This window comes from Nonomuraea sp. NPDC059007, assembly GCF_042740555.1.
Lineage (GTDB): Bacteria > Actinomycetota > Actinomycetes > Streptosporangiales > Streptosporangiaceae > Nonomuraea.
This window is the reverse complement of record NZ_JBHYJD010000035.1, coordinates 86,795-110,320: the sequence shown is the minus strand read 5'-3', so window position 1 is coordinate 110,320 and position 23,526 is coordinate 86,795. Positions and strand designations below refer to the sequence as shown.

At 64.7% G+C, this 23,526-nt stretch carries 22 protein-coding genes and 3 pseudogenes; 23 read left to right on the top strand and 2 right to left on the bottom strand.

The features are described from left to right. Positions 1-655: 655 nt before the first annotated feature. The gene (locus ACFWY5_RS40850; protein ID WP_379638025.1) at positions 656-1,048 is read right to left on the bottom strand and encodes a hypothetical protein; all 393 of its coding nucleotides are present in this window, start codon (positions 1,046-1,048) and stop codon (positions 656-658) included. A 336-nt stretch (positions 1,049-1,384) separates the two neighbouring features. Here ACFWY5_RS40850 and ACFWY5_RS40845 point away from each other — a divergent pair, with 336 nt between their 5' ends. The 17 genes and pseudogenes from ACFWY5_RS40845 (at position 1,385) to ACFWY5_RS40765 (ending at position 17,542) form a co-directional block, all read left to right on the top strand. After that, positions 1,385-2,155 carry a transposase family protein gene (locus tag ACFWY5_RS40845; RefSeq protein ID WP_379638024.1) on the top strand — a complete coding sequence of 257 codons (771 nt, stop codon included), beginning with the start codon at positions 1,385-1,387 and terminating at the stop codon, positions 2,153-2,155. 706 nt (positions 2,156-2,861) lie between these two features. Next, on the top strand, positions 2,862-3,230 hold the full coding sequence (locus ACFWY5_RS40840; RefSeq protein WP_379638023.1) for a winged helix-turn-helix domain-containing protein: 369 nt from the start codon (positions 2,862-2,864) through the stop codon (positions 3,228-3,230). After that, complete coding sequence (locus ACFWY5_RS40835; protein WP_379638022.1) at positions 3,178-4,026, top strand: BTAD domain-containing putative transcriptional regulator; 849 nt, start codon at positions 3,178-3,180, stop codon at positions 4,024-4,026. Before ACFWY5_RS40840 ends, ACFWY5_RS40835 begins: the two co-directional genes overlap by 53 nt. Positions 4,027-5,076: 1,050 nt before the next feature. Beyond that, positions 5,077-7,956 carry a hypothetical protein gene (locus ACFWY5_RS40830; RefSeq protein ID WP_379638021.1) on the top strand — a complete coding sequence of 960 codons (2,880 nt, stop codon included), beginning with the start codon at positions 5,077-5,079 and terminating at the stop codon, positions 7,954-7,956. A 306-nt stretch (positions 7,957-8,262) separates the two neighbouring features. Next, complete coding sequence (locus ACFWY5_RS40825) at positions 8,263-9,363, top strand: integrase core domain-containing protein (RefSeq protein ID WP_379638020.1); 1,101 nt, start codon at positions 8,263-8,265, stop codon at positions 9,361-9,363. A 50-nt stretch (positions 9,364-9,413) separates the two neighbouring features. Further along, positions 9,414-9,619: pseudogene (locus ACFWY5_RS40820) on the top strand (IS5/IS1182 family transposase); the annotation flags it as partial. A gap of 95 nt (positions 9,620-9,714) precedes the next feature. Further along, positions 9,715-10,032: pseudogene (locus tag ACFWY5_RS40815) on the top strand (DUF6924 domain-containing protein); the annotation flags it as partial. Between the two features lie 295 nt (positions 10,033-10,327). Next, positions 10,328-10,972: an LmbU family transcriptional regulator gene (locus tag ACFWY5_RS40810; protein ID WP_379638019.1), complete on the top strand. Its 645-nt coding sequence runs from the start codon at positions 10,328-10,330 to the stop codon at positions 10,970-10,972. Between the two features lie 136 nt (positions 10,973-11,108). After that, positions 11,109-11,462 (top strand): DUF4258 domain-containing protein, encoded by a 354-nt coding sequence (locus ACFWY5_RS40805; RefSeq protein ID WP_379638018.1) that lies wholly within the window; start codon positions 11,109-11,111, stop codon positions 11,460-11,462. Between the two features lie 69 nt (positions 11,463-11,531). Continuing rightward, positions 11,532-11,759: a DUF2283 domain-containing protein gene (locus tag ACFWY5_RS40800; protein ID WP_379638017.1), complete on the top strand. Its 228-nt coding sequence runs from the start codon at positions 11,532-11,534 to the stop codon at positions 11,757-11,759. Between the two features lie 85 nt (positions 11,760-11,844). Then, positions 11,845-12,087 carry a helix-turn-helix domain-containing protein gene (locus tag ACFWY5_RS40795; protein ID WP_379638034.1) on the top strand — a complete coding sequence of 81 codons (243 nt, stop codon included), beginning with the start codon at positions 11,845-11,847 and terminating at the stop codon, positions 12,085-12,087. 105 nt (positions 12,088-12,192) lie between these two features. Then, the gene (locus tag ACFWY5_RS40790; RefSeq protein ID WP_379638016.1) at positions 12,193-12,414 is read left to right on the top strand and encodes a hypothetical protein; all 222 of its coding nucleotides are present in this window, start codon (positions 12,193-12,195) and stop codon (positions 12,412-12,414) included. 118 nt (positions 12,415-12,532) lie between these two features. Then, complete coding sequence (locus tag ACFWY5_RS40785; RefSeq protein ID WP_379638015.1) at positions 12,533-14,305, top strand: asparagine synthase-related protein; 1,773 nt, start codon at positions 12,533-12,535, stop codon at positions 14,303-14,305. A gap of 8 nt (positions 14,306-14,313) precedes the next feature. Further along, positions 14,314-14,814, top strand: a complete 501-nt coding sequence (locus tag ACFWY5_RS40780; protein WP_379638013.1) for a TlpA family protein disulfide reductase — start codon at positions 14,314-14,316, stop codon at positions 14,812-14,814. 3 nt (positions 14,815-14,817) lie between these two features. Further along, positions 14,818-16,620 carry an ABC transporter ATP-binding protein gene (locus tag ACFWY5_RS40775; protein WP_379638012.1) on the top strand — a complete coding sequence of 601 codons (1,803 nt, stop codon included), beginning with the start codon at positions 14,818-14,820 and terminating at the stop codon, positions 16,618-16,620. Next, positions 16,617-17,039 (top strand): S26 family signal peptidase, encoded by a 423-nt coding sequence (locus ACFWY5_RS40770; protein ID WP_379638011.1) that lies wholly within the window; start codon positions 16,617-16,619, stop codon positions 17,037-17,039. The genes ACFWY5_RS40775 and ACFWY5_RS40770 overlap by 4 nt, the downstream gene beginning before the upstream one ends. After that, positions 17,036-17,542 carry a MauE/DoxX family redox-associated membrane protein gene (locus ACFWY5_RS40765; protein WP_379638010.1) on the top strand — a complete coding sequence of 169 codons (507 nt, stop codon included), beginning with the start codon at positions 17,036-17,038 and terminating at the stop codon, positions 17,540-17,542. The genes ACFWY5_RS40770 and ACFWY5_RS40765 overlap by 4 nt, the downstream gene beginning before the upstream one ends. Before the next feature lie 240 nt (positions 17,543-17,782). On the opposite strand, the gene ACFWY5_RS40760 is transcribed toward ACFWY5_RS40765, so the two are convergent. Beyond that, the gene (locus tag ACFWY5_RS40760) at positions 17,783-18,004 is read right to left on the bottom strand and encodes a hypothetical protein (RefSeq protein WP_379638009.1); all 222 of its coding nucleotides are present in this window, start codon (positions 18,002-18,004) and stop codon (positions 17,783-17,785) included. A gap of 192 nt (positions 18,005-18,196) precedes the next feature. On the opposite strand from ACFWY5_RS40760, the gene ACFWY5_RS40755 reads away from it, so the two are divergent. From ACFWY5_RS40755 to ACFWY5_RS40730, 6 genes and pseudogenes are all read left to right on the top strand, one after another. Beyond that, entirely contained in the window at positions 18,197-18,730 is a 534-nt protein-coding gene (locus ACFWY5_RS40755) for a helix-turn-helix domain-containing protein (RefSeq protein ID WP_379638033.1), read from the top strand. A 15-nt stretch (positions 18,731-18,745) separates the two neighbouring features. Next, positions 18,746-18,985, top strand: a pseudogene (locus ACFWY5_RS40750) (integrase core domain-containing protein); the annotation flags it as partial. 328 nt (positions 18,986-19,313) lie between these two features. Then, positions 19,314-20,243, top strand: coding sequence for a hypothetical protein (locus ACFWY5_RS40745; protein ID WP_379638008.1), 930 nt, complete (start codon positions 19,314-19,316; stop codon positions 20,241-20,243). Next, entirely contained in the window at positions 20,233-21,360 is a 1,128-nt protein-coding gene (locus tag ACFWY5_RS40740) for an integrase core domain-containing protein (RefSeq protein ID WP_379617117.1), read from the top strand. Before ACFWY5_RS40745 ends, ACFWY5_RS40740 begins: the two co-directional genes overlap by 11 nt. A 455-nt stretch (positions 21,361-21,815) precedes the next feature. Beyond that, positions 21,816-23,243 (top strand): MFS transporter, encoded by a 1,428-nt coding sequence (locus ACFWY5_RS40735; RefSeq protein WP_379617119.1) that lies wholly within the window; start codon positions 21,816-21,818, stop codon positions 23,241-23,243. A 36-nt stretch (positions 23,244-23,279) separates the two neighbouring features. Continuing rightward, entirely contained in the window at positions 23,280-23,504 is a 225-nt protein-coding gene (locus tag ACFWY5_RS40730) for a ferredoxin (RefSeq protein ID WP_379617121.1), read from the top strand. The last annotated feature ends 22 nt before the right edge of the window (positions 23,505-23,526 follow it).

Here is a 23,526-nt window from a genome sequence, read left to right as displayed (position 1 = left end):
CTCAGATCGGTTGGAGCGCCCCGCGGAGGGATGACGTCGACGTCGAAGGCGAGCGTGCCGCCGGGGAATCTCGGGACGCCCAGCTCGCACAATGTGACGCCTGCTGGTACGGGCCCGCACTTCTTCCACACGTGGCCCAGTTGTGTGACTTCTGCAGAGGCGGGTTGTGCCACTACCACCAGGGTCAGGCACACGGCGAGAGCGTATACGGTTCGGAGAATGCGCTTTTTGATCACCATAGTCCCATCGGTTTGTGTAGATTCTCTCGGGTGTTTTCTGGTCATCGATGGCTTGATTTTCTGAAGGTTAGAGCACGCCTCCCTCGCTACGACTTCAGAGCGGCTCCAGGTCGTTCGCTCGTGTGCGAACCGAGGGGTCTGCCGCTGGAATAGAAGAAGTTCATGAGTGCGCGATCGCGCAGCCTCCAGTGCGCTTCTTTAACACCCCAGCAAGAAGCTAGTAATGGGTCGAACCGCGACCGGGTGAACCCGGCCTGATCCTGGCGACCGTCGGACACTCGCGCGAATCGTTGCAGCAGGTCAGTGCACACAAGGCCGGCGAACCCGGATTGGCGATGGCAGTGCGAAGCAGCAACGGAGCTCCGGTGGCGAGAAATTGGTGAAAGGACGCCACCTGCCACCGGCAGCTCCCTCGCCTACCCCGCGCGACACCCCTCAGAACAGCCGTTGTCCACATGCACCCGGTCGGCCTGGTTGTGCATAGCGCGCTGGATCTCCCAGTTGCCGCGGCCCCTCCAGGGAAGGACGTATTCGAGACCGGAGGCGGTGTAGTTGAACAGGGCCACCTTTCCTGCATTTATGCGCACCGATTCGGCCTTGTCCCACCACCCCCGCGGCAGGTCATGGTTCCACCTGTACCGGATGACATACCGGTCCCCCCAGCCGCCCGGCCGGTCGAAAATGCAGCCGACGGCATCGCTGGGGCAGTCCCACGGCGACACGGTGGAAGCAGCCGCCGTAGCGGAGGAGCTCACGACGGGCAGTAGCACCACGGCTGCGGCGGCGATCGTATGAGGCAACCAACGCATTGCGCCTCCTTGTTGATCTGAATTGTTTCGGCCTTATCCAGCCGCGGAGACGGTACCGAGGCAGCGAGCGAAAGCGCCATCCTTTCGAAAATTCTCCAAGTGTCGACAGGTATCGACGGCCGATCAGGTTGGTGTTGAGGCGGCTGGCCATGCGGTCGCCGAGGGTGCGCGCGTGCGGTTCGCGGACTCGACGCCACTGAGCCCTTTTTCATCCCTGGCGGCAGAGGTGCTGATCACAGCATCATCGCGGGACCGACATTCACCTGATGACGTAGTAGAGCCCCTGGTAGACGGGTTGATCACCACAACCATCACCGTTACCGCCAGGAGCTCTGGGTGCTGTTCTACCGTGCTGCGGTCGATTTGTCGCGTTCAACGCTGAACTACGTGGCCGGGCTGATCCGCCGGCACCGCCAGGCGATCGGATCGGCCTGGCGATTGCTCAGCCCGGGACAGCAGGCGTTGCTGGTGCTGGTCTACCTGCGCAAGGGCGAGACATTCGACGAGCTCGGAGCCGGTTTCGGAGTATCGACGGCGACGGCGTGGCGATATGTGGAGGAGACGGTGATGCTGCTGTCGGCGCGCTCGCCCAAGCTCGGGCAGGCGTTGCGGAAGGCCAAACGGGATGGGCTGCACTATCTGGTGCTGGACGGCACGCTCATCCGGACCGATCGGATCAAGGCCGACCGGCCGTACTTCTCCGGCAAGCACCGCGTGCACGGGATGAACGTCCAGGTCATCGCCTCACCGGACGGGACGATCCTGTGGACCTCGGGCGCGCTGCCGGGCAAGGCGCACGACCTGAGCGCGGCCCGGATCTGGGGCATCCTGCGGGAGTTGGAGCGGGCCGGGGTCATCGTCCTGGCGGACAGGGGCTACCAGGGAGCTGAAGGCCCCGTCATGACCCCGTACAAGGGCAGGAACAAGCCCGAGTCGCAGAGGCAGGCCAATCGGTCACATGCCCGTCTTCGTGGTCCGGGAGAGCGCGCGAATGCCCAGCTCAAGAGCTGGCGTATCCTCCGCAAGCTCCGGTGCAGCCCCAGCAAAGCCGGCCACCTGTGCAAAGCCATTGCAGTTCTACAGAATCACCATGCCGCCCGAGGATGAAAAAGGTTCACTGAGTGCGCCAGGCAGCGATATCGGTCATCCCCGCGCGGATACCTTGGCCGATCGTTTCGTTCGAGCGTCCAGGAGCCGCGTTCACGTTTCCCGCCACAGCCTGGTATCGGCCGATCACTGCTGGGGGAGAGCCTTGACGCCATCACCTACAGCAGCGGACGAAGGCGGTTTGCGATGCCGATGAAGTCAGGACGAAACATGCTTCTTCTACTTTGCCGTGTGTATCAGGAGGGGGTTCTTGAGACACGTTTCGCAGCAGTATGCGCCGCAACCGCCACCGCAGCGGGATACGGCCTACGGCCGCGGCTGCTGCCACCCCCTTCGTCTGCCGACTGTAATTGCAACAAAGCGCGCCTCTATGTGAACAAGAGCTCTACCGAACCGCGCCGGGGTGGACCTCTAGATTTTCGATCAAGGAAGGGGCTATCGCCTACTCCTATCGCACCAGGAGGGATCGCTTGCGCGTCCTGCAAGGAACGGTACATCGAGGGGCGGAACGAGCGTCCTCGACGGCGGAACCTGTGCCTCCTAGGCAAGAGGATCCACACTTTGATAGGCGCTGTGTGATCAGAACGCCGAGTGAACCACACCCAGGGGTGCGCCAACACGGGCGGTTGAGCGTGGTGCTGCTGACACCATGACCGATCTTGAGATGACCCGGAGCTCGACGCCCCGGCATGAGGTGAGCCACTGAATGAACACAACTCCAGCCGCTACCTCCTTTGGCCTGCTCGGCGCACTGGAGGTGACCCGGCGAGGCCGCCGCGTCGCGGTTCCCGGCGCCAAGCAACGCATCGTTCTGGCCAGCCTCCTGCTGAGCTTGAACCAGCCTGTTTCGGCTGAGGCCATAATTCACCACGTGTGGGACGACGACCCGCCTAGAAAGGCACGAGAATCGCTGCACACTCTCGTTGCCCGGCTACGGGTCGTACTGCGCGACGACACGGACGACGAGAAGCTGATCCATACCGCATACCGACGGATACCTCGTCCGGGCCGCCGACGACCATGTGGATGTCGGCCGTTTCCGCACCCTCATCCACCGGGCCAAGGCCACGACTGAAGTCGCTGCGGAAGCTCGTTGGGTGCGTGAGGCGCTGAACCTGTGGCGGGGCACAGCGCTGGCCGATGTGCCGTCACGGTCGCTACGAGCCGAGTACGTAGCGGCGCTCGACGAGAGCCGGATGCAGGCGCTGGAACGCTGGTTCGAGCTCGACCTGCTAGCTAGGCGCGGTGACCGGCGCGGCGAAGGCAGTGCGTTGAACAACCAGCCCGAGGTGGTCGAGGAGATCTACGGCGTCACCGGCGGCCTGGAGGCCCACCTGGTCAACCGGATGCCCGCCGGCACCAAACGCCCGGAACAGACCGCCGCCGACCTGGACAGGTGGGCACTGGCGCACGCGGCCGCCGAGGGCCGCGAGCCTTCCGGCAGCATCAGCGCCCGGCCGGTGTCGGGCGGCATGAGCAGGATGGACCCGCTTATGGAGCTGGTGGGCCCGCTCATGAACCGCTCCGCCGCCGTCCACGATGAGTTCATGGGGCCGCCGCCGCACCTGATGGCCGAGATCGCCGAGCGCCGGGCGCTGCTGTGGGAGCGGGCCGCCACCGACGGCGGCATCGGCGGCCGCCCGGTGCGCGATGCCCGCAAGAACGCGGCCGAGGAGCGCGAGCGCGCCGCCGACTACCGCGCCAAGGACGCCCACCTCAAGGCCGCCGCCGAGGTCCAGACCCCGGACGAGCACACCGCCGAGCACGCCCGCCGCTGGCCGCACGAGATCTGGGGCCCGTACCGCCTGTTCCCGGACCTCGCCACCACCCGCGACTGGTGCGCCCACTGCAACATCTGGATTTCCCGGTAGATCCGGCTCCCTGCGGAGTCCCGGCGGGTGCCGCCGGGGATCGGAGTAGCGCGCCGACGCAGGTGATGGACCGCCGGTGGCTGGCCCGGACGACGTTCGAGCGCACCGGCCGACGCGCCCCAGAGTCACCCGGCCGCCCGCACCGTCCCCCTGGCGCGCGCGCAAGGCCCGCAGGAGAATCCGGCCGTGATCGCCGCTGAACGTGCCCGGTTGGTCGAGCTGGTGGCCCGGCGTGCCCGCGAGCAGGAAGGCCGCTGAGCCCGGCGCCGACGCTGGCCGTCGCGCGGTTGGTCGCGGCCGCCGTACGGCGGCCGCACTGGGCAGGGCTGTCTAGCCCGTCGTCTGGTCGGCGGCCTGGGCGCGCCGGAGATCGTCGGCCCGTGCGCGCTCGCTGGATCGCCCTCGTGCACACTGGGCACAACCGTCCGCCGTGCTCACCCTGGCCGCTCTGGTCCGCACCACCCTCGCCACAGTCGACCGCGCTCACGCAGGTGGCGTGCTTGGTCTGCAGCAGGAGGCCCATCACGCGGTGGAAGTCGACATCCAAGCCGGACCGGTCGGGGTCGTCTGAGGGGAGGCGGAGGATCTCCTGTTCGAGGTCAGCGAGCATCCCTCGGACATGGGCGGCGCTCGCGCCTTGCGGAGCGGAGACGGAAGGCTCACTGGGCATGGCCGCTCATGGTAGGCGGTTGGAGGTGGTCAGCCGCGCCGACGCGCGGGCAGCCCGCTGACCATCTCAAGATCCCCGGGGCTATCACCGGCCCGCGTCGGTGCGTCACCGTCGGCGACCTGACCTGCGGTGACGCACCCGATGGGACGTAAGGCGGAAATGTGGATTCCTTCGTGAAGGTAAGGATCGCAGGGTAGTCATCTGAGCTACTTGACGTAGTTGGGATGCCGCCCTCCCTGGGACGGGCGGGAGGTCCGTGCGGGTCGCGGCGTCCCTGGCGACTGACCGTTCGTTTTTCGCCAGAAAATGAGCAGGGTGTACTCAGGCGCTCACAGCTGGTTGGTGTGACGGTGTTCCCCTGTCAACAAAAGGGGAGCGACATGAACGGCAGACTCTTAGGAGCCATCGTCGGGATCCTCAGCCTGCTGGCGGTGAGCCTTGTCTCGGCCACCTCGGCCCGGGCCGTCGCCACGCGCACCGTCACCGTCACCATCACCCACGTCGAGTGCATCGACGACTGCAGGAACGAGGGGCTGGAGGCCGCGGGGGAAGGCCCGGCCGACCTCTACGCCAAGGTGTGGATCAACGGCCAGAAACAGCCGCCGGGAAGCAGCGACGACGATCCCTCGACGGCGCACGAGGAGGACAAGTCGCTCGTCACCCCGTTCTGGGCGCTCAGCGCGCAGGTGCCGGACACGGTGCTGAACATCCCGGTCGGCATCCAAATCTGGGACCACGACAGCACCTCGGGTGACGATCTGGGCGACATCAGCCCGCGTAACGGCGACAACAACCTCGACTTCCGGGTCGACCATCTCACCGGCAAGTGGATCGACCACACCGGCCAGGAGGACAAGGTCAGCTGGCCACAGTCCTGTTCGGTCGGCGACGGTGACGATGACGACGAGCCCCGCGTCAAGGTGTGCTTCGACGTCAGCATCGACTCCAGCAACGGCGACACCGACGGCGACTACCTGCTCGACGGGTGGGAGCGCTGGGGCTACAACGCCGACGGCGACACCACCATCGACGTCGACCTGCCCGCGATGGGCGCCAACTTCCGGCGCAAGGACCTCTACCTGGAGATCGACTGCCTGTTCGGCGCCAACCACAACCACTGCCCGGTGCAGGGCGCGGTCACAGCGGTCGTGCAGTCCTTCGCCGACGCCCCGGTGACGAACGCCGACGGCTCCTCCGGCATCCAGCTCCATGTCGACATGGGCAACTTCTACGGCCAGGCCGCCGGCGTGGCCACGAACGTGCCCAGAGCGGGAGGCGGCGCCGTAGGCACCTTCGGCAACTACGGCGGAGGCGGCAACCAGATCAACGAGGCGGGCAACCAGATCATCGACTGGGACGGCGCCCCCGGTAACGCCGGGACGAACTTCTTCACGCTGAAGAACATGAACGCCACCCGCGACTTCGTCTTCCGCTACGCGTTGTTCGGCCACCAGACCAACTTCCGCCGCGCGACCAACGACTGCACCACCGGCCAGGCCAAGGGGATCCCCGGAGTCAACTTCATGGTCACGCTCGGCGGCACCAGGGGCACCACGGGCAACCAGTGCTGGGGCGTCAACGCCAACGGGCTGTCGATCGGCAACCAGAACCAGCAGGCCGGTACGCTCATGCACGAGTTCGGTCACACCCTGGGGCTTCACCACGGCGGTCAGGACGACGACAACAACAAGCCCAACTACCTGAGCGTCATGAACTACACCATGCAGTACTGCGGCGTCACCGCAGTGCCCGGAGCCGGTCTGCCCGGCGGCTGCGACTACTCCCGCATCGTGGCCGGCCCGCTGAACGAGGTGCTTCCCCCCGGTCTGGACGAGTGCCAGGGCACCGGCATTCCCACCCTGGGCAACAACAACTGGGACGGCGGCGGTATCTCCGGCGTGACCTGTCCGCCACCGGCGACCGCGAACGTCACCGCCAACATCAACAACGACACCACCAACGACCTCAACAACGACGGCGACTGGGACCCCGGCGAGCCGCCCCGCCTGAGCCGCCTGGACGGCTTCGAGGACTGGAACCGGCTCAACTACGGCTTCCGCACCAGGGAGAACTTCCGCACCGCCGGCACCCCCACCGAGAACGAGCCGGACTGGGACATCATCCAATCCGCCCGCGTCAACCTGGCCACCCTCGTCAAGCCCGAGCTCAAGGTGGATCTCACCGGACCGGCCGACGCCACCCCCGGCGACACGCTGACCTACACCACCACGCTCGCCAACCCCGGCCGCGGCCCGTCCCTGCAGACCCGGCTGGGTACCGAGAACCTGGAAACGCTCGTCCTCGGCGAATCGCACACCCGGACCGCGACCGTTGAGGTGCCATGCGACACCGCCGACGGGACCGTGCTGACCCGCGAGGCGTCGGCCAAGGGCGAGGACATGCTGGGCAACCCGGTGAGCGGCGGGGACTCGCTGTCCACCACCGTCCACGCGCCTCGGTTGACCGCCGGGAAGACCGCCACGGCCACGGTGAACGCGGGTGCGGCGATCACCTACCGGATCTCCTACGAGAACACCGGCAGCGGGGACGCCTCCGGGGTCGTCGTCACCGACGTACTCCCGAAGGATGTCTACTACAGCAAGGCCCTGGACACCGGAGCGGGCCCGCAGCCCACGACAGTGGTGCGGAACGCCGACGGCACGACCACGCTCACCTGGCAGATCGGCGCCGCGGCGGGCGGGTCGGGCGAGAAGACGATCGAGTACACCGCCCGGCCAAGCCTGCTCTTCCTGCCGGGCATCGAGATCACCAACGCGGCGACCCTGACCTTCACCAACGACAACGGCTGCACCTACGAGCCGGTGAAGGCGTCGGCCACCACCGAGATCACCGAGGAGCCGGCCACGGGGAACCCGCGCAGCCAGGGGTACTGGAAGACACACGAGCAGGAGTGGACCGGCGAGGTCCTGGCCCGGATCCAGGCGTCCGACCAGCGCTTCGACACCGGCGGCGACGGCGCACTGTCGGCGCCCGAGGTCACGGCCGTGTTCGGGCCCGGGGCCCCGCACGTGAGGATCCTGCGGATCCAGCTACTCGGAACGTACTTCAACCTGGCCACGAGGAAGGTCAACGCCTCGACCGCGATCAGCTCGCAGACGGCCGACCGGCACAACCTCCGCAACGTCCGTGAGGCCGCCCTGTTCGGCATCGGCACGCTGGCGCTGCCCGTGGAGGGCAGCACGGGTCGTTACAGCGACGCGACCCGCGTCCTGGACGAGATCAACAACGACGAGAGCTGACAGTACGTCGTCTCGTCTCCCTCCATGACTGCCAGGCCATGGAGGGAGACGAGCAAGGCATCTCCCGGGAGTAGGTCGGCCAGGCGCCAAGCGGCTAGACTGAGCCGCATCGCCGTCTGAGGATCGGATTCGCGTAGCCCGTCGGCAACACCGATGATGCGGCGAGCCTCGGCCTCACGCTGACGGTTCTGGCTGTGCGCCTGCCGATAATCCCGTCCGGCCAGGTCAAGGCCTTGCGAAGCCCGGTGCGTGCAGGCGCTCTCCATTCGTCCGTGGAGGAGAACCGGTGCGGCATGATGATCGTTCGTGCTTCTTCGTCTGGCCTATCTGACCGTCACGAACGCCTTCGCCGCATTGCGGCTATTGCCGATGAGTGATCGGGACAAGGATGTCGAGATTTTCGCACTGCGTCATCAGATCATGGTCTTGGAACGGCAGCTCGGCGCCGATGTACGGGTGAGATTCGCCCACGAAGACCGCCTCTTCCTGGCTGCACTCCTGACCTCCCTGCCCCGCGCGGTCCTGCGTCAGCTGCGGCTTGTCGTCCGCCCGGACACCATCCTGCGCTGGCACCGCGAGATCGTGAAACAGCGGCACGCCCGTACCTGCCGGCCGAAGCGCTGTGGGCGCCCGCCCACGGTCCGCTCGATCCGCGCCCTCGTCCTGCGTCTGGTCCGGGAGAACCCAGCTTGGGGATATCGGCGGGTGCACGGCGAGCTCGCCACGCTCGGCCTCAAGGTCGCGCCATCCACGGTCTGGGAGATCCTCCAGCGAGAAGGCATCGATCCAGCACCCGAGCGGGCATCCATCACCTGGGCCGACTTCCTACGATCACAAGCCGACGCACTCCTGGCTTGCGACTTCATCGAGACCGTCACCCTGAACGGGCAGCGCCACTACATCCTGGCCGTCATCGAGCACGCCACCAGGCGCGTCCGCGTGCTTGGCGCCACCGCCCATCCGACCGCGGCCTGGGTCACCCAAGCGATAAGAAATCTCGTCATGGACTTGGAGGATGCGTGCTGCAGGGCGCGCCTTCTGCTCCGCGACCGGGACGGCAAGTTTCCCGCACTGATGGACGAGATTCTCGCCGAAGCCGGGATTCACACGGTGCTCACCGGCATCCGGATGCCTCGCATGAATTCCATCATGGAACGGTGGGTGCAGACCTGCCGCCGCGAACTCCTGGACCGCTGCCTGCTCTGGAACGAACACCATCTACGCCACGCCCTGGCCGAGTACGAGACGTTCTACAACGAGCATCGCGCTCATCAAGCCCTTGGCCAGGCGGCTCCACTTCGCGCCGTCCCGGATCCGATCCCCGAACCGGCGCGCATCATCGACCTAAACATCCACCGACACGACCGGCTCGGCGGAATCCTCCACGAATACTCACATGCCGCTTGAGCTGCACGGACGTAATTTTCGGCAGTCGCAATGTCGGCGCAGGTCAGTGCGTGCTGGTGCCGAACAAGGGTCGAGGTAAGCCACCCTCGCAGAAGTGCGCCAACTCCCTCCATGCCGAGCTCCGCGGCCCAGGAGAACGAGCCAATGCCGTATTGAAATCGTGGCGCATCCTGCGCAAACTCCGCTGCTGCCCCCTACTCGCAGGTCACCTGGCTAAGAAGCCATCCTCGTGCTCCAGACTCGCGAAGCGGGATGAAAGCACTCGCTGGCCGGAATCCCAACAGAATGCGATCAGGCCCGACATTCTGTCTTCGAGCTACGAACTGCTGGTGATCCGCAACGGACTGCTCCGCCCCGCAGGCCTGGGCGGCGATCGGACCGATGGAGGCACACGCCGAAGGAACCCTAGAAGACTGTGAAGAAGTGTTCGTCGTGCCTGTGCAATATCTCGACGATCCGGCCTACGAAGGCGTCACAGTCAAGGAGATCCTCGCACTGCTGCCAGAGGAATACGATCACACGTTCTTCATATTGCGGACAAGATCGCCGTCCACTCGCCCGAGATATCGCTACTGCTCGTCAACGCGGGGGAAGAACGCGGACGCCAGATGCGGTGCATGTGGCCGCGCTCCACATGATCGAGGCCAACCCCTCGATCGGTGTCGGTAGCGTGAGCTTCGCCGACTATGCCGACGCCGTCGACAAGGACGGTGTCTACAGCGGTTGAATGTCTGAGGTGACACGGCGTGGTTGCGTGCTCACGTCGACGTTCGGGAGTATCCCGGTGAGATGCGTAGCGAGGGTCCGTCCGAGAAGGAGAGCCATGAGGCAGGACATCCTCAGCTTATGCTCTATGGAGAGCCCCCACTCAGGTTGGAAAAGCCCAATGTAGTAGAAATATAGGCGCGGTCCCTATTGTGATGACTTCGACGCTCTCACGTCCGTAGTCGCGCACTGGAGAACGATGCTGGATATCGACCCTCTCTCCTATCGGATCCACCCCCACCGAAATTCTTTAGAGGGGCGCTTTGGGCTCGACACGTCCGTCAGGGCCAGGAAAGTCGGCCTGACACTCCCACGAGACCTCTCACTCGACTCCTGGGAACGGATCGGTGACCAGCTCTACGTGATAGGCAACTGCGCGGCGTGGTGGCTCGGAGATTGGCTGGTGTACGGCCAGGATTCCTTCCCCGGACGCTATCGCCAGGCCATGGCCAAGAGCTCTCTCTCCTACAAGACGCTCCGAAACTACGCATGGATTGCTCGAAACGTGCCTGTGTCCCGTCGACGGGACACACTGAGCGTGCAACATCATGCGCAGGTGGCGGCTTTTCCTGAGGAAGAGCAGGAGGCATGGCTCGCCCGAGCCCACCAAGGTAAATGGTCGCTGAGCAGGCTGCGTTCCGAGATCCAGGCCAGCCGTCAGATCATCGCGTATACGCCTGCGGTCACCGTGACCGTCGCCGTGCAGATCTCCTCGGAGCGGGAACAGGAATGGAAGGCGGCGGCCGAAATAGCCTCCGTGCCACTGGCCGAATGGATCGCGCTCACCCTCGACCAGGCCGCGGCACGCGTTGCGCCCAGCCTGAATTCGCATCACAATCCATAACCAAATGTCAAGTGTGATCTACCTCATAGGGTCATCAATTGACGGCGATTGCCGCTCGCTGATTAGTTATGGCCGATGGCGGCAAAGAAACCGCTAATTCCCTCTCCAAAACGCGCCTCAAATCCCAGGAGGAACCATGCGAGCTTCAGTCAAATCGGTGATTCGTCTTACCACCGCCGGCCTGTCGGCCGCGGGAGCGATCGCGCTCCTGGCACCGGGAACAGCAACGGCCATGACGGCCACCTCGTACGTCAAGGAGACCTCCGTCCAGGTTCTGGCCGCACCCTGTGTCGTTCGGGGTTACAGTAACCACGCCCTGGAAGAGATGGCGGCGGACGGCATTGGCACCGAGCTCGTCGAAAACGTCGTCTACAACACCTGCAGCAGGGCGGTCAAGCAGTCCAACGGAAACTACAAGTACACAAGCGGGAAGATTGTCGTCATTGTCAGCCCGCGAGGCATCGTCGTAACGGCCTGGCGTAAGAGTTAACCAACACTGCCGTTGCCGGAGTGCGCGACGACGCTCCGGCAACGGCTGCCATCCGGGACAGGAGTCAGGGTGAGTCATCCGAAAGTTCGATGGGATCGGGAAGTGAACGCGGCGTATATCGCCTTCCGGGAGCTCGAAGCCGGCGAGAGCAGCTACAAGCTCCCCATCGAGGACGATAGAGGAGACACCACGATGCTCGTGCGCCTTGCGGAGTCGGGGGAGCTACTCGGGATCGAATTGCTAGAAGCGGACACGCAGATGCCTCGACTCCTCCGCGGCAACCCTGATAACGGCTGATAGGCCGGGGGCAACCTTGTCGACGCCCACACGCAGGTGTCCAAGACTCGAAAACCCGAACACCGAGAAAGAGCTGGTGTTGAACATGCGTCGGCTGAAAGCATGGACCGGCCTGACGCTCCGGCAGTTGGAGCGCCGAGCGCAGGCGCTCGGCGAATCTCTGCCGAAGAGCACGCTTGCCGCGGTGCTACGCCAGCTCAGGCTGCCCAGGGAAGAACTCCTTCGGTCCTTTGTCAAATCCTGCGGCTGCGGACAGGATGACGTCGATTACTGGACCGACACAAGAAGGGCAGTCGCCATGACAAGCATTAGCGCGCCTGACCGCTAAGGTGTCCGGGACATTCCGGGACAGGAATTGGCAGCACATCACATTCCCAACCCCACTTTCTTGGGCAATCCTCTCCACAAGAGTCACCGATCAAGGAGAGACACGTTGCGCAAGAACCTGCTCGACAAGACGCTGGATCGACTCCTTCCTCACATGACCGCCGCTGCCACCTACACGCAGCCGCAGTACCAGTACATCCAGGGAAAAGAAGGCGACGGATGCGCGGCATACGGCTACCGCTGGCGTAAAGTCCGCTACTGCACCTACACGGACGCCGGCAAGCTCATCAGCTGCACAAGCTGGGCCTACTACGCCTGCGGTTGGTAGATCGCCAAATGCGCGCACAAGGGTCTCCTCATGGTCCGGCACATGGAGAGACCCTCGTCGCCGGCACACACATCTTCTAATCGAGATTGGACTGAGAATGCGCGTTTTCTTAGCGCTCATGGCGAAGCACCCTCGAACGAACGTGACAAGGGCTGCCTCCATCGCGCGCTCGGTCATAGACGACGTGTTCCCGGTTCCCCGTGAGACGATCACGGCTTCCGAGTGGGAGGACGGGCGTACCGCCCTGCTGGCCTGGTCCAACGAAGAGTCGGTTCCGGGAAGGCCGGCTTTGCTCTACTACTCGCGGGACCGTGTCGTAGGCGTCAGCGGTCATTTGGCGAGGCAGGCGGATATCTCAGTGCTCGCGACCGCCGTCTCCCTCCATGACGCCACACAGTCGTCGGGCGGCTGCTTCTCGGCCTTCCGCGCTGCGCCGGGAGAGATTCAGGCGGCGACCGTGAGCACACGCGCCTGCTCGGTGTTCTATGCCGAAACATCTGACCTTCATATCGTCGGCAGTCGTGCACTCCACGTCCACCTTGTCGCGACAGGGGGACAGATAGACTGGGACGAGCTCGCCCTTCAATCCATGATCCGCCAGGGGTACTTTCTTTCCGACGAAACCCCGTATCGTGGAGTTCACGCACTCGATCCCTCGTCCACGATAGAAGTTCGCGACGCGACTCGATCGATCAACAGAACGCCACTACCCACGGCCGCCCCCATGCCGCGCACAACGCGCGCCAAGCGCACCGGCATCGATCAGCTGGGGGATTCACTCATCGCCGCGGTGGCTCCCCTGCGAGCCGTGACCGAGCCCGTGAACCTTGCTCTAACGGGTGGACGGGACAGCCGGCTCATGGCCGCGCTCCTTCATGCCGCGAGAATCCCCTTTCGGGCCACCACCAACGGTCTCGATGACCATCCGGATGTTGTCATCGCTCGCCAAATCGCAAGAAAGCTGAAAATCGAGCACACGGTCATCCCTCCTGTCCAGACGGAGAAGAAGGACGCCGTGGTGATTCCCCACCCCCAGCTGCGCACTTATGACGTGCTCAAGGCATGCGAGGGCATGACTTCCGCCTACGAGAGCATCGTGGAGTATCTCCCCTACAGCGCCAGGCCCACCATGTCCGGCCAAAGCGGTGAAATCCTGCGCGGAGGATTCCTCTACAGTCAGAACACGACCACCGAAAAGGCGATGACACGCCGCATCAATGACTTCTACCTGAAGAACGCGGGGCTGTTCACCGCGGAGGCTAACGAACACGCGGAATCTCTCGCCGCCCCATGGCTGGTCAGAGCGCGCGAGAACCCGTGGGAAGTCCTGGACCACATGTACGTTACGTATCGGGTTGGGCGCTGGCATGCTGGCGCACGTGTGGGATCTCTGCGCCGCGGCAACCCCATCCAGCCGTTCTTGGACAACCGAGTGGTATCCGAGAGCATCGCTCTCGATCAACAGTGGCGGTATTCCGAGGAAGTCGTGCACGGCCTGATCCGCAGATTCGCGCCGTCCCTCCACACAATTCCGCTGGAGGGCGCTCCTTGGCGATTCGCCGCGGACCGCCCGGCTTCGCTGTGGGCACGCCTTCGCGCCGAGAAGCCCGCAGCGGCGGCTAAACCGAAGAAGGCGGGGGGATGGAACTGGCGAACTAGCCCGGGCCCTGAGCTGTCCTCGATACTCGGCGAATTCGTCGTGGACCGACTGGACGCGCTCGCCAACCTGGTCCAGCCGGACGAGGTGAAGCTCCTCTTCGGCGGTCGGAGCATTGCTCAGCCGGCGCTCGCCTGGAACCTCTTCACTGTCGCGACGATGCTGTCCAGAACGTCGCGCATGGACCCGCCCAACGGGCTTAACGAGGTGGTCATTCCGATCCCCCGCACCTGAGAGCTGGCGTGAACATGATCTTCCTAACTGCCCTGGGCGTGGTGACCCTCGCCCTCTGCCTCCTCAACGTTCTCCTCACCTACAGCGTCATTCGATCTCTCAACAGGACTGGCCCGGATCCGTCAGAGAGGCTCTCGATCATGCCGGGCGAGGCAGTGGGCGACTTCGAGGTGGCGACGACGACCGGTAGGCCGCTGTCGACCGCGGCCTTGGGCGAAACCACACTGATCGGCTTCTTCGCCCCCGGCTGCTCCCCGTGCGAGGAAGCGTTCCCGCCGTTCGTCGAGTTCGCACAAGGCTGGACGGGCAACGTGCTGGCCGTGATCGTGACTGCGGACCGTGTTGAGGCCGGGACCATGATCTCAGCCGCCGAGGAGGCGGCCGACGTCGTGGTGGAGCCGATTGACGGTCAGTTGTGCAGGGCGTTCGGTCTCAGAGGTACGCCCGCCATCAGAATCGTCCGAGATCGTAAGATCCTCCACGAAAACCTGCCGGTTAGGGCAACCTAAAGCATGAAGCAACTGCTAGTGCGGACCGGGTTACCCCAGGCGCTGCGCTTGGCGTGGGACGCCGGCCCTCGTTGGGCCGCCCTGGTCGTGGCCTTGAATTTGGCCGGCGCCATCGTCCCGCTGGCAAGTGCGTGGGCGACCAAACTCGCGATTGATGCGATCGTCACGCAGAACACTGTCACTACGGTTATCGCGCTCGCCGCCGGACTTGCCACCATCGGAGTCATCACCAGCATTAGTCCGGCCATACAGAGTTACGCCACGGCTGAACTCGACCGCCAGATCAGCCTTTTGGCACAAGATCGCCTCTACAGAACGCTGAGCCGGCTACCCGGGCTGAAGAGATTCGAGGACCCTGCTTTCCTAGACCGAATAAGGCTCGCGGCCCAGTCCGGCGGGATGACGCCAGGGCAGACCGGTGAAGCATGCCTCGGCATGCTGGGTGGCCTCATCATGGTCGGCGGCTTCCTGGGGACCCTGCTGTCCATCAGTCCTCCGATGACACTGCTGACACTGGCCTGCACGCTTCCGGCGCTGCTGGCCGAGGTGTTCATGGCGAGACAGCGGGCCGCGACCATGTGGACGCTCGGCCCTGTCGAGCGGCGCGAGTTCTTCTACAGCCAGCTTCTGACCAGCACCGACGCGGCCAAGGAGGTCCGCCTGTTCGGGCTGGGCGATTTCCTGCACCAGCGCATGCTCCAGGAACGACGCACCGCGAATGCGGAGCAGCGGACTTTGGATCGACGGCAAATGCTCATCCAGATTGTGCTCCGGGCCGTCGCCGCCACGGTCTCCGGTCTGGGAGTGATCTGGGCCATGGTGCAGTGCCAGGCCGGGCTGCTCAGCATCGGCGACATTCTGATGTTCATCGCGGCCATGGCAGGCGTCCACGGCGGGACGAGCGGATTCATCACGCAGCTCGGTCTCATGCACCAACACCTCCTTCTCTTTTCGCATTATCAGCATGTAACCGGCGTGGAGCCGGATCTTCCCATCCGCGAGATCCGCCGCCTCGCCACACCGTTCTTGCGTATCGAGTTCGACAACGTGTGGTTCCGATACAGTCCGAACCACCCATGGGTTCTACGAGGAGTGAGCTTCTCCATCACTAATGGCCGCACCGTCGGGCTGGTCGGGCTGAACGGATCCGGTAAGTCGACCCTGGTCAAGCTGCTGTGTCGGTTCTACGATCCGGTGCATGGCACAATCCGCTGGGACGGCCTGGACATTCGCGACGTAGATATAGCGGATCTGCGCAACCGACTGTCGGTCGTGTTCCAGGACTTCATGCAATACGATCTCTCGGTGGCCGAGAACATCGGCTTGGGGGATCTCGCACTCATCAGCGATCGTGATGCCATCTCCATCGCAGCCAAGCGTGCCGGGGTACACGACGCTGTTTGTTCTCTTCCCAGCGGCTACGACACCCTGATGACGCGAAACTTCTTTCAGGAAGACGAGCAGACAGAGGGCGTGTATCTGTCCGGCGGGCAGGCCCAACGGATCGCTGTGGCTCGCGCCCTCCTCCGCAGGGATCGTGACCTGTTGATCCTCGATGAGCCCAGCTCCGGGTTGGACGCGCAGGCTGAATACGAGCTCCACAACCGGCTCAAGACGTATCGCACCGGGAAGGCCAGCCTTCTGGTCTCTCATCGGCTCAACACGCTGAGGGACGCCGACTTCCTCATCGTCATCGACGACGGCGTGGTGGCGGAATCCGGAGATCACGAGCATTTGATGCGGTTGGGCGGGCGATATTTCCGGCTCTTCACGATGCAGGCCGCTGGCTATCAGGACCTCGTATGATTCTCATCGGCGCAACCGTGTTGCTGTCATCCACGGCTGTAATCCTTCTGCTGCGGCGCCGGCTGATCGTGGTCGCGGTATCCGGACCGAGCATGGAGCCCACTTACACAGATGGCCAGCGGCTCTTGGCCTGCCGGCGGTCTTGCGGCTCCTTCCGGGCCGGACAGGTCGTTGTCATCGACACCTCGCCCCCGAGCGAGAACCCCGGCCCGGCCACGAACATAGTCAAGAGGATCGTCGCGCTCCCGGGCCAGCGTGTTCCATGTGCAGTCGGCGGCCGTGTAAGCGGGGCGGTGGTGCCCCCGAACCACATCGTCGTCCTCGGCGACAACAGGGATCTCAGCGTGGATTCCCGCCAGCTCGGTTTCATATCCACTCATAGGGTGGTGGCCAGAGTGGTTCGAGCGATGAGCCTATGATGATCTACACATCAATTGCCTGCATGGCCCTCCTGGCAACGGTATTCGGGATGTCTTTCCTCGGGAAGCTACGCAACCCCGGACCTTTCATCCAGACGATGCGCTCGCTTGTCCCCGGTCCTTCCACGATTGTCGTAGCCTATTCGGTGATAGGTGCCGAGGGACTGGTCGTCCTGTTTTTCCTCGCGTCCATGCCCGGCGCAGAATGGGCGGCCGTGACGGGATTCTTCCTGTCGGGCGGCCTCACGATCGCCTTCACTTTGGCGATGCGCCGGATGCGCGGTGGTCATTGCCATTGCTTCGGGAGATCGACGGCACTCCGCTACTCCACTCGTCACGTCGTGCGCAATCTCTTGCTGTTCGCTGCCGCCGTCACTGGCTACGCGGGGCACGGGCGAGTCGGCGAGTTGGAAGCGCACGGAATCGCGGCCGCCCTGATCATTGGTGTGACCATCGGCTCGTTGACTGTGATCATGGATGATCTTTTCGTGATGCTGGGCTGACGCGGCCTGAACCGCTCCAGCTGTCGGCGTACCCCTGCGCATGCTCCACCAAGAACGGAGTTATGGGCGCTGTCGCTGATCTTGTGACGGGGAACGGTCTGGTAGTTGATCATTGAGGATCTTCTTCCGCATCTGGCCGACTGGTCTCGAGTTCGTGGAGCGGGTGGCGGGTGCGGTCACGCTGCATGCCCGGGTTCGAGCGGGCGAGGGGATCTTGTGGGTGCCGAATATCGTGTCCCCTCAAGCAACCTGGGCGTATTCATGTAGCAGGCTGCCGAGCCGGTCTCGTCGGCAGACATGGCGTAGTGCTTCAAAACTCATCGCGTAGTGCTTGATCTGCGGCTTTGACCTCCAGACGCCCGCGCAGGCAAGATCGCGGTCTGTGTCGGTTCGTCTGCTGTATCTGACCTCGATCCGGGTGTTTGGCTGGCTGGTGTTGCTGGGGCGCAGCCAGGCGTCCAAGGACGTCGAGATCATGGTCCTCCGCCACGAAGTTGCCGTGTTGAAGCGCCAGGTCGTCCGGCCGAAGCCGGACTGGGCCGATAGGGCGCTTCTAGCGGCCTTGGCCCGCTTCTTGCCGTCGATGCTGCGGGCTCATCGGCTGGTCACCCCGGGCACGTTGTTGGCGTGGCATCGTCGTTTGATCAGACGCGCATGGACCTATCCACACCGCACGGCCGCCCCGGAACAAGCCATGAGGTCCGAGGCCTGGTCCTTCGTCTGGCCCAGGAGAATCCGAGGTGGGGGTACCGGCGGGTCCACGGTGAACTGGTGCGGCTCGGCGTGCGGGTCAGCGCGGCGACGGTGCGGCGGATTCTGCGTTCACGCCGACAACCGCCGGCGCCACGAAGCTGCGACACCTCGTGGCGGACGTTCCTGCGCCTGCAGGCGAAAGGACTGTTGGCCTGCGACTTCTTCCACGTCGACACAATCCTCTTGAAACGCCTGTACGTGTTGTTCGTCATGGAGGTGGAAACACGACGCGTGCACGTCCTGGGCGTAACTGCCTATCCAACCGGCGCGTGGACGGCTCAGCAGGCCCGCAACCTGCTCATGGATCTCGGGCAGAGGATCGGTTCGTTCCGGTTCCTCCTTCGTGATCGGGATGCCAAGTTCACCGCCACCTTCGACGAGATCTTCACCAGCCAGGGCGTCACAGTGACGAAGACGCCGCCGCGGACACCTTGAGCCAACTGCTACGCCGAGCGCTGGGTGCGCACCGTCCGAGCCGAATGCACCGACCGAATGCTGATCTACGACGAACGTCACCTGCGATCAGTCCTGGAGGGATACACCGAGCACTACAACACCCATCGACCGCACCAGTCCCGGCAACAACGACCACCCGATCAAGACGAGCACGTTGTGGTCCCGCTGGAAGGCCGGATTCAGAGCCGAAAGGTGCGCAGCGGAGCCATCAACGAGTACTACCGAGCCGCCTGACCAATCTGAAGAAACACCAGCTCAAACCGTGTGTACGAGATTTGAAGCAGTACAGGGGGCCGTTGACGGTGCCCCACCGGGGTCGTCGGCGGCACCGATCGGTCGCCCCCGCCCTATCGCATTCGGCGGTGTGGCGAAAGGGATTGCTCGCCCCGGGGCGGCGAGAGCAGACACCAGGATCGAGGAAAGGTCAGGCGCCAGGATGAATGGAACCGTCTTCAAGGCGTGTTCGTGCCGGGATGAGGGGACGGGCAAGAAGCTCGGTAAGGCCTGTCCGAGGCTGCGCCGTGCTGGTGGGGGAGGGGAGCGGTGGAGTAGTACCCACGGCGTGTGGGCGTATCAACTGGAGTTGCCCGCGCACGCCGATGGGCGGCGGCGTAACCCGCTGCGCCGCCAGGGCTTCGCGACACTGGTGGAGGTGGAGGCGGAGCTGGGGCGGGCGCGTGATCTGCTGGCGTTGGATGAGGACCCGCACATCCGGCGCAGGGTGACGGAGTTGATGTTGTCGGTGCTGAAGGACACGCAGGCGCTGCCGGCGGTGGAGGAGGTGCGGCGTAAGGTCCGCACCCGTCAGGACCTCAACCCGTCTGTGACGGTGGCGGCATGGATGGAGGAGTTCCTGCGGCGCAAGCGCAGGATCGATCCGACTACGCGCCGCTCGTATGAGGCGCATATCCGGCTCTACTTCGTCCCCTATCTGGGTGAGATCAGGCTGGATCGGTTGCGGGTCTCCGACATCGCGGGGATGTTCGATGCGATCGAGGAGTTCAACGATGTCATCACCGCCGTCCGCGCCAGCGGGGATCCGGTCCAAGGGGCGACCGTGCGGAAGCGGCGGCCGGTCGGTCCGGCCACCATGCACCGCATCCGGGCCACGTTGCGGCACGCGTTGAACATCGCGATCAAGCAGGATCGGCTGATCGACTTCAACCCGGCCGCGGTGGTCGAACTGCCCGACGCCGCTTCGCCGAAGGCGCTGGTGTGGACCGACGAATGCGTCGCCGACTGGAACCAGACGTTGCAGCAGCGGCTCACGGCCGAGCAGCAGCAGCGCCGGGGCGGTGCGCTGAGCCGGGCGGTGATGCTCAACATTTATGCCTCCACGCCGCGTCCGTCTGCGGTGATGGTGTGGACGCCCTCGCACACCTACGCCTTCCTCGCCCACGCCACCACACACCGGCTCTACGCGCTGTACCGCCTGATCGTGTCCCGCTCGGAAATACGGTTTCGTACTGTGAGCTGGGGTTTTGCTGCGTGATCAGGGCGGCGGCTGCGACCATCTCGAGGTGTTGTTATCGCTTGTCTACCGGTTGGTGAGGGGCTTATTCGGCCTGCTGACCGTGCTGATCCGTGCTGATCTGTCCAAGGATGTTGAGTTGCTGGTGCTCCGTCAGGAGAACCAGGTGCTCCGCCGTCAGCTCGGCGGCCGGCCGCGGTGGAATCACGTCGACCGGCTCTGGCTTACGGCGTTGTCCCGGCTGATCCGCCGCGGCCGGTGGGCGGAGGTCTTCCCGGTCACCCCAGCGACGATCCTGCGTTGGCACCGCAACCTGGTAGCGCGCAAGTGGACCTTCACCGACAGGAGAAGCCCGGGACGCACCGGCACTCGCCAGCCGGTCAAGGCGCTGATCGTCCGGATGGCGCAGCAGAGCCCGGCCTGGGGACACCGGAGAATCCAGGGGGAGCTGGCGCGCCTGGGCTACTCGATCGCGGCCTCCACGGTGTGGGAGATCTTGCATGCCGCCGGCATCGATCCTGCACCCCGCCGGGCCGGGCCGACCTGGCGGCAATTCCTCACCACCCAAGCCCACGCGATCATCGCCTGTGACTTCCTCGTGGTCGAGACGATGCTGCTCAAACGGCTGTATGTGCTGATCTTCATCCAGCACGGCACCCGGCGACTGTACCTGGCCGGAGTAACCGCGCACTCGACCGGAGCATGGACCGTGCAGCAAGCCCGCAACCTGGCGATGGACCTGGGCAATCGCATCGCTGAGGTGCGGTTGGTGATCCACGATCGCGACCCGCTCTTCACCGCAGCCTTCAACGCGGTCTTCACAGCTGAAGGACTGCGGATCATCACCACGCTGCCGCGGACCCCGAGGATGAACGCCATCTGCGAGCGCGTCATCGGCACCCTGCGCCGCGAACTTCTGGACCGGATCCTGATCCTCAACGAACGCCACCCGACCCGCGTGCTGCATGAGTATCTGATCCACTACAACGGGCACCGCCCGCACCAGTCACGGCAGCAGCGTCCCCCGGACATCGCAACGCAGCCCATCCTCGGCGTGACCGACCTCGACGACCTGCGATCCATCCGCCGAAAACGCGTCGCCACAGGCACGATCAACGAATACCACTACGCCGCGTAGCCGCAGCTCAGACCACATAACCCAATATTCGAGCGGCACAGGGTTGCGTTCAACGATCTCCACGTCGGTCCCGAGCCAGGCGCCGTGATCGACGACGACCTTCCAGTCTGCGCAGGCCTGCGGTTCAGGTTGGTCAGCCGCATTCGTGACAACCTGATGTCGCGCCCAATCAACCAAACTAGCTTGATTGATCTATATGGATTGATATAAGCTTGCCTTGTGCGTTCCACTGCCTGTCTAGGCGCAATGCCGAGACGGCCGGAATCGAGTCCCGGGCGGGGTACCCCGTCCGATGGCGGGCAGTGGCGGCTCTGAGCGCAAGCAGCGCAAGGCGGAGGCCGCCCGTCTGGGTTTGGTGTTCGTCGAAAACCAGTCGCGAAGCCATCCGAGTCGAATTCGTTGCTCGGGTGGATGAAGCCGGACTAAGGCCTATCGACACAAGGGAGCACCTTGCCATGGCCGAGGGTACTGAGGGTCGCGAAAGCCCCGGAGCGCAGCCGAGCCCGCAACGGAATCGGTGGTCGCTGGCAGTCGCCGCAGCCCTGGCCGTGTTCATGGCGTCCATCGACATGAGCATCGTCAACGTCGCGCTGCCGGCGATCGAGCAAGATCTGGGCATCGTCACCAGCCTGACCGAGTGGGTCGTACTCGCCTACCTGCTGCCGCTGGCCGGGCTCGCGCTGCCGAGCGGCAGGTGGCTGGACAGTGTGGGCAGGCGTGCGGCTCTGGGATTCTCACTGACCGGCTTCGCTCTGGCGAGCGTCGCCGCCGGGTTCGCGCCCGACATGGCCTGGCTGGTCGGCGCACGTCTGGTCCAGGGAACGTTCGGCGCGCTTCTCTTCTCGCTGGTTCCGGCGCTGGCCGCGACGGCCGTCCGGCCGGAGGCGCGCGGCCGCGCGATGGCGCTGATCACGACGCTGGGTCCGTTGGGCCTGCTCAGCGGGCCGGGGCTTGGTGGCTTGATCGTCGACAGGCTGGACTGGTCGTGGATCTTCTTCGTCAACGTTCCGGTCAGCGTTCTCGTGATGGCGGTCGGACTGCTGACGCTGCCATCCGGTGCGCCGTTGCGGTTGCCTGATCGCCGGTGGTTCGCGGAGGCGCTCCTGATCAGTACGGCTGTCGCCGCCCTCCTGCTCGCCCTGTCGTTCACCGCGAGCGGCGGACCGGCCTGGATGCTGCTCGCGCTGGTCGCCGTGCTGCTGGTGCTCGTCTGGGCGCGGATGCCCGCGAGCGAGTCCCTTCGCCGGCTCTTCCGCGGGCCGGGGGAGGTGGGACCACATGTCGCCTTGGCCTCGGCGGCGACGGCCATCGGCACGGTCTTCTTCATCACCCCGTTCTTCATGCAACGTGAACTCGGCGAGTCGCTGTCGGCGGCCGGGGTCACCATCCTGCTCTTCCCCGCGGGCATGGCCGCGATGGGGCCGGTCGGCGGCTTCCTGGGCGACTGGTGGGGGAGGAGGAGAACGGCCATCCTGGGGGCGGCCGTGTTCACCGTCGGGCTTGCCCTGCTGCTTCCGATGGACAGCTCCTGGAGTCTGGGCGATCTGGGGTGGCGGCTCCTTCTCGCGGGCTTCGGGAACGGTCTGTTCAACGCCCCCAACATGGCGATGGCCATGACCAACGCGCCGCCCCAGCTCCTGGCGACCACCGGGTCGTCGACCAGCCTCGCCCGGACGATGGGATTCGCGATGGGGCCCGCGCTGGCCACTTTGGTGTGGTCCGCCACCTCCTATCAGGTCGCGGGGATGCGCGGCGCCATGATCCTGGCGACGGTGCTCAGCGGGTTGTCGGTCCTGGCTCTCCTGCGTACCCGCCTACCCGGCGAGCAGGAGGTAGCGGCCCAGGGGGAGCGGGCCGCGGACGTCAAGGGCGCGAATCCGTGACCACACCTTCACTCCGACCAGCGAAGAGGAGTCCGCGTGCACGTCACCGTGGATCAAGAGAAGTGCTGTGGGTCCGGCCAGTGCGTGCTGGCCGCTCCAGAGGTGTTCGGCCAGCGGGACGAAGACCGCATCGTCGTCCTGCTGGATCCCGCGCCCGCCGAGGTCCTTCACGCGAACGTCCGTGAAGCGGCTGACTGCTGTCCCACCGAGGCTATTGAATTGTCCGAGAGAATGCCCGTCGCCGACTGCCTGCTCGAGTAGCATCTGTTTATCAATTCGAGTA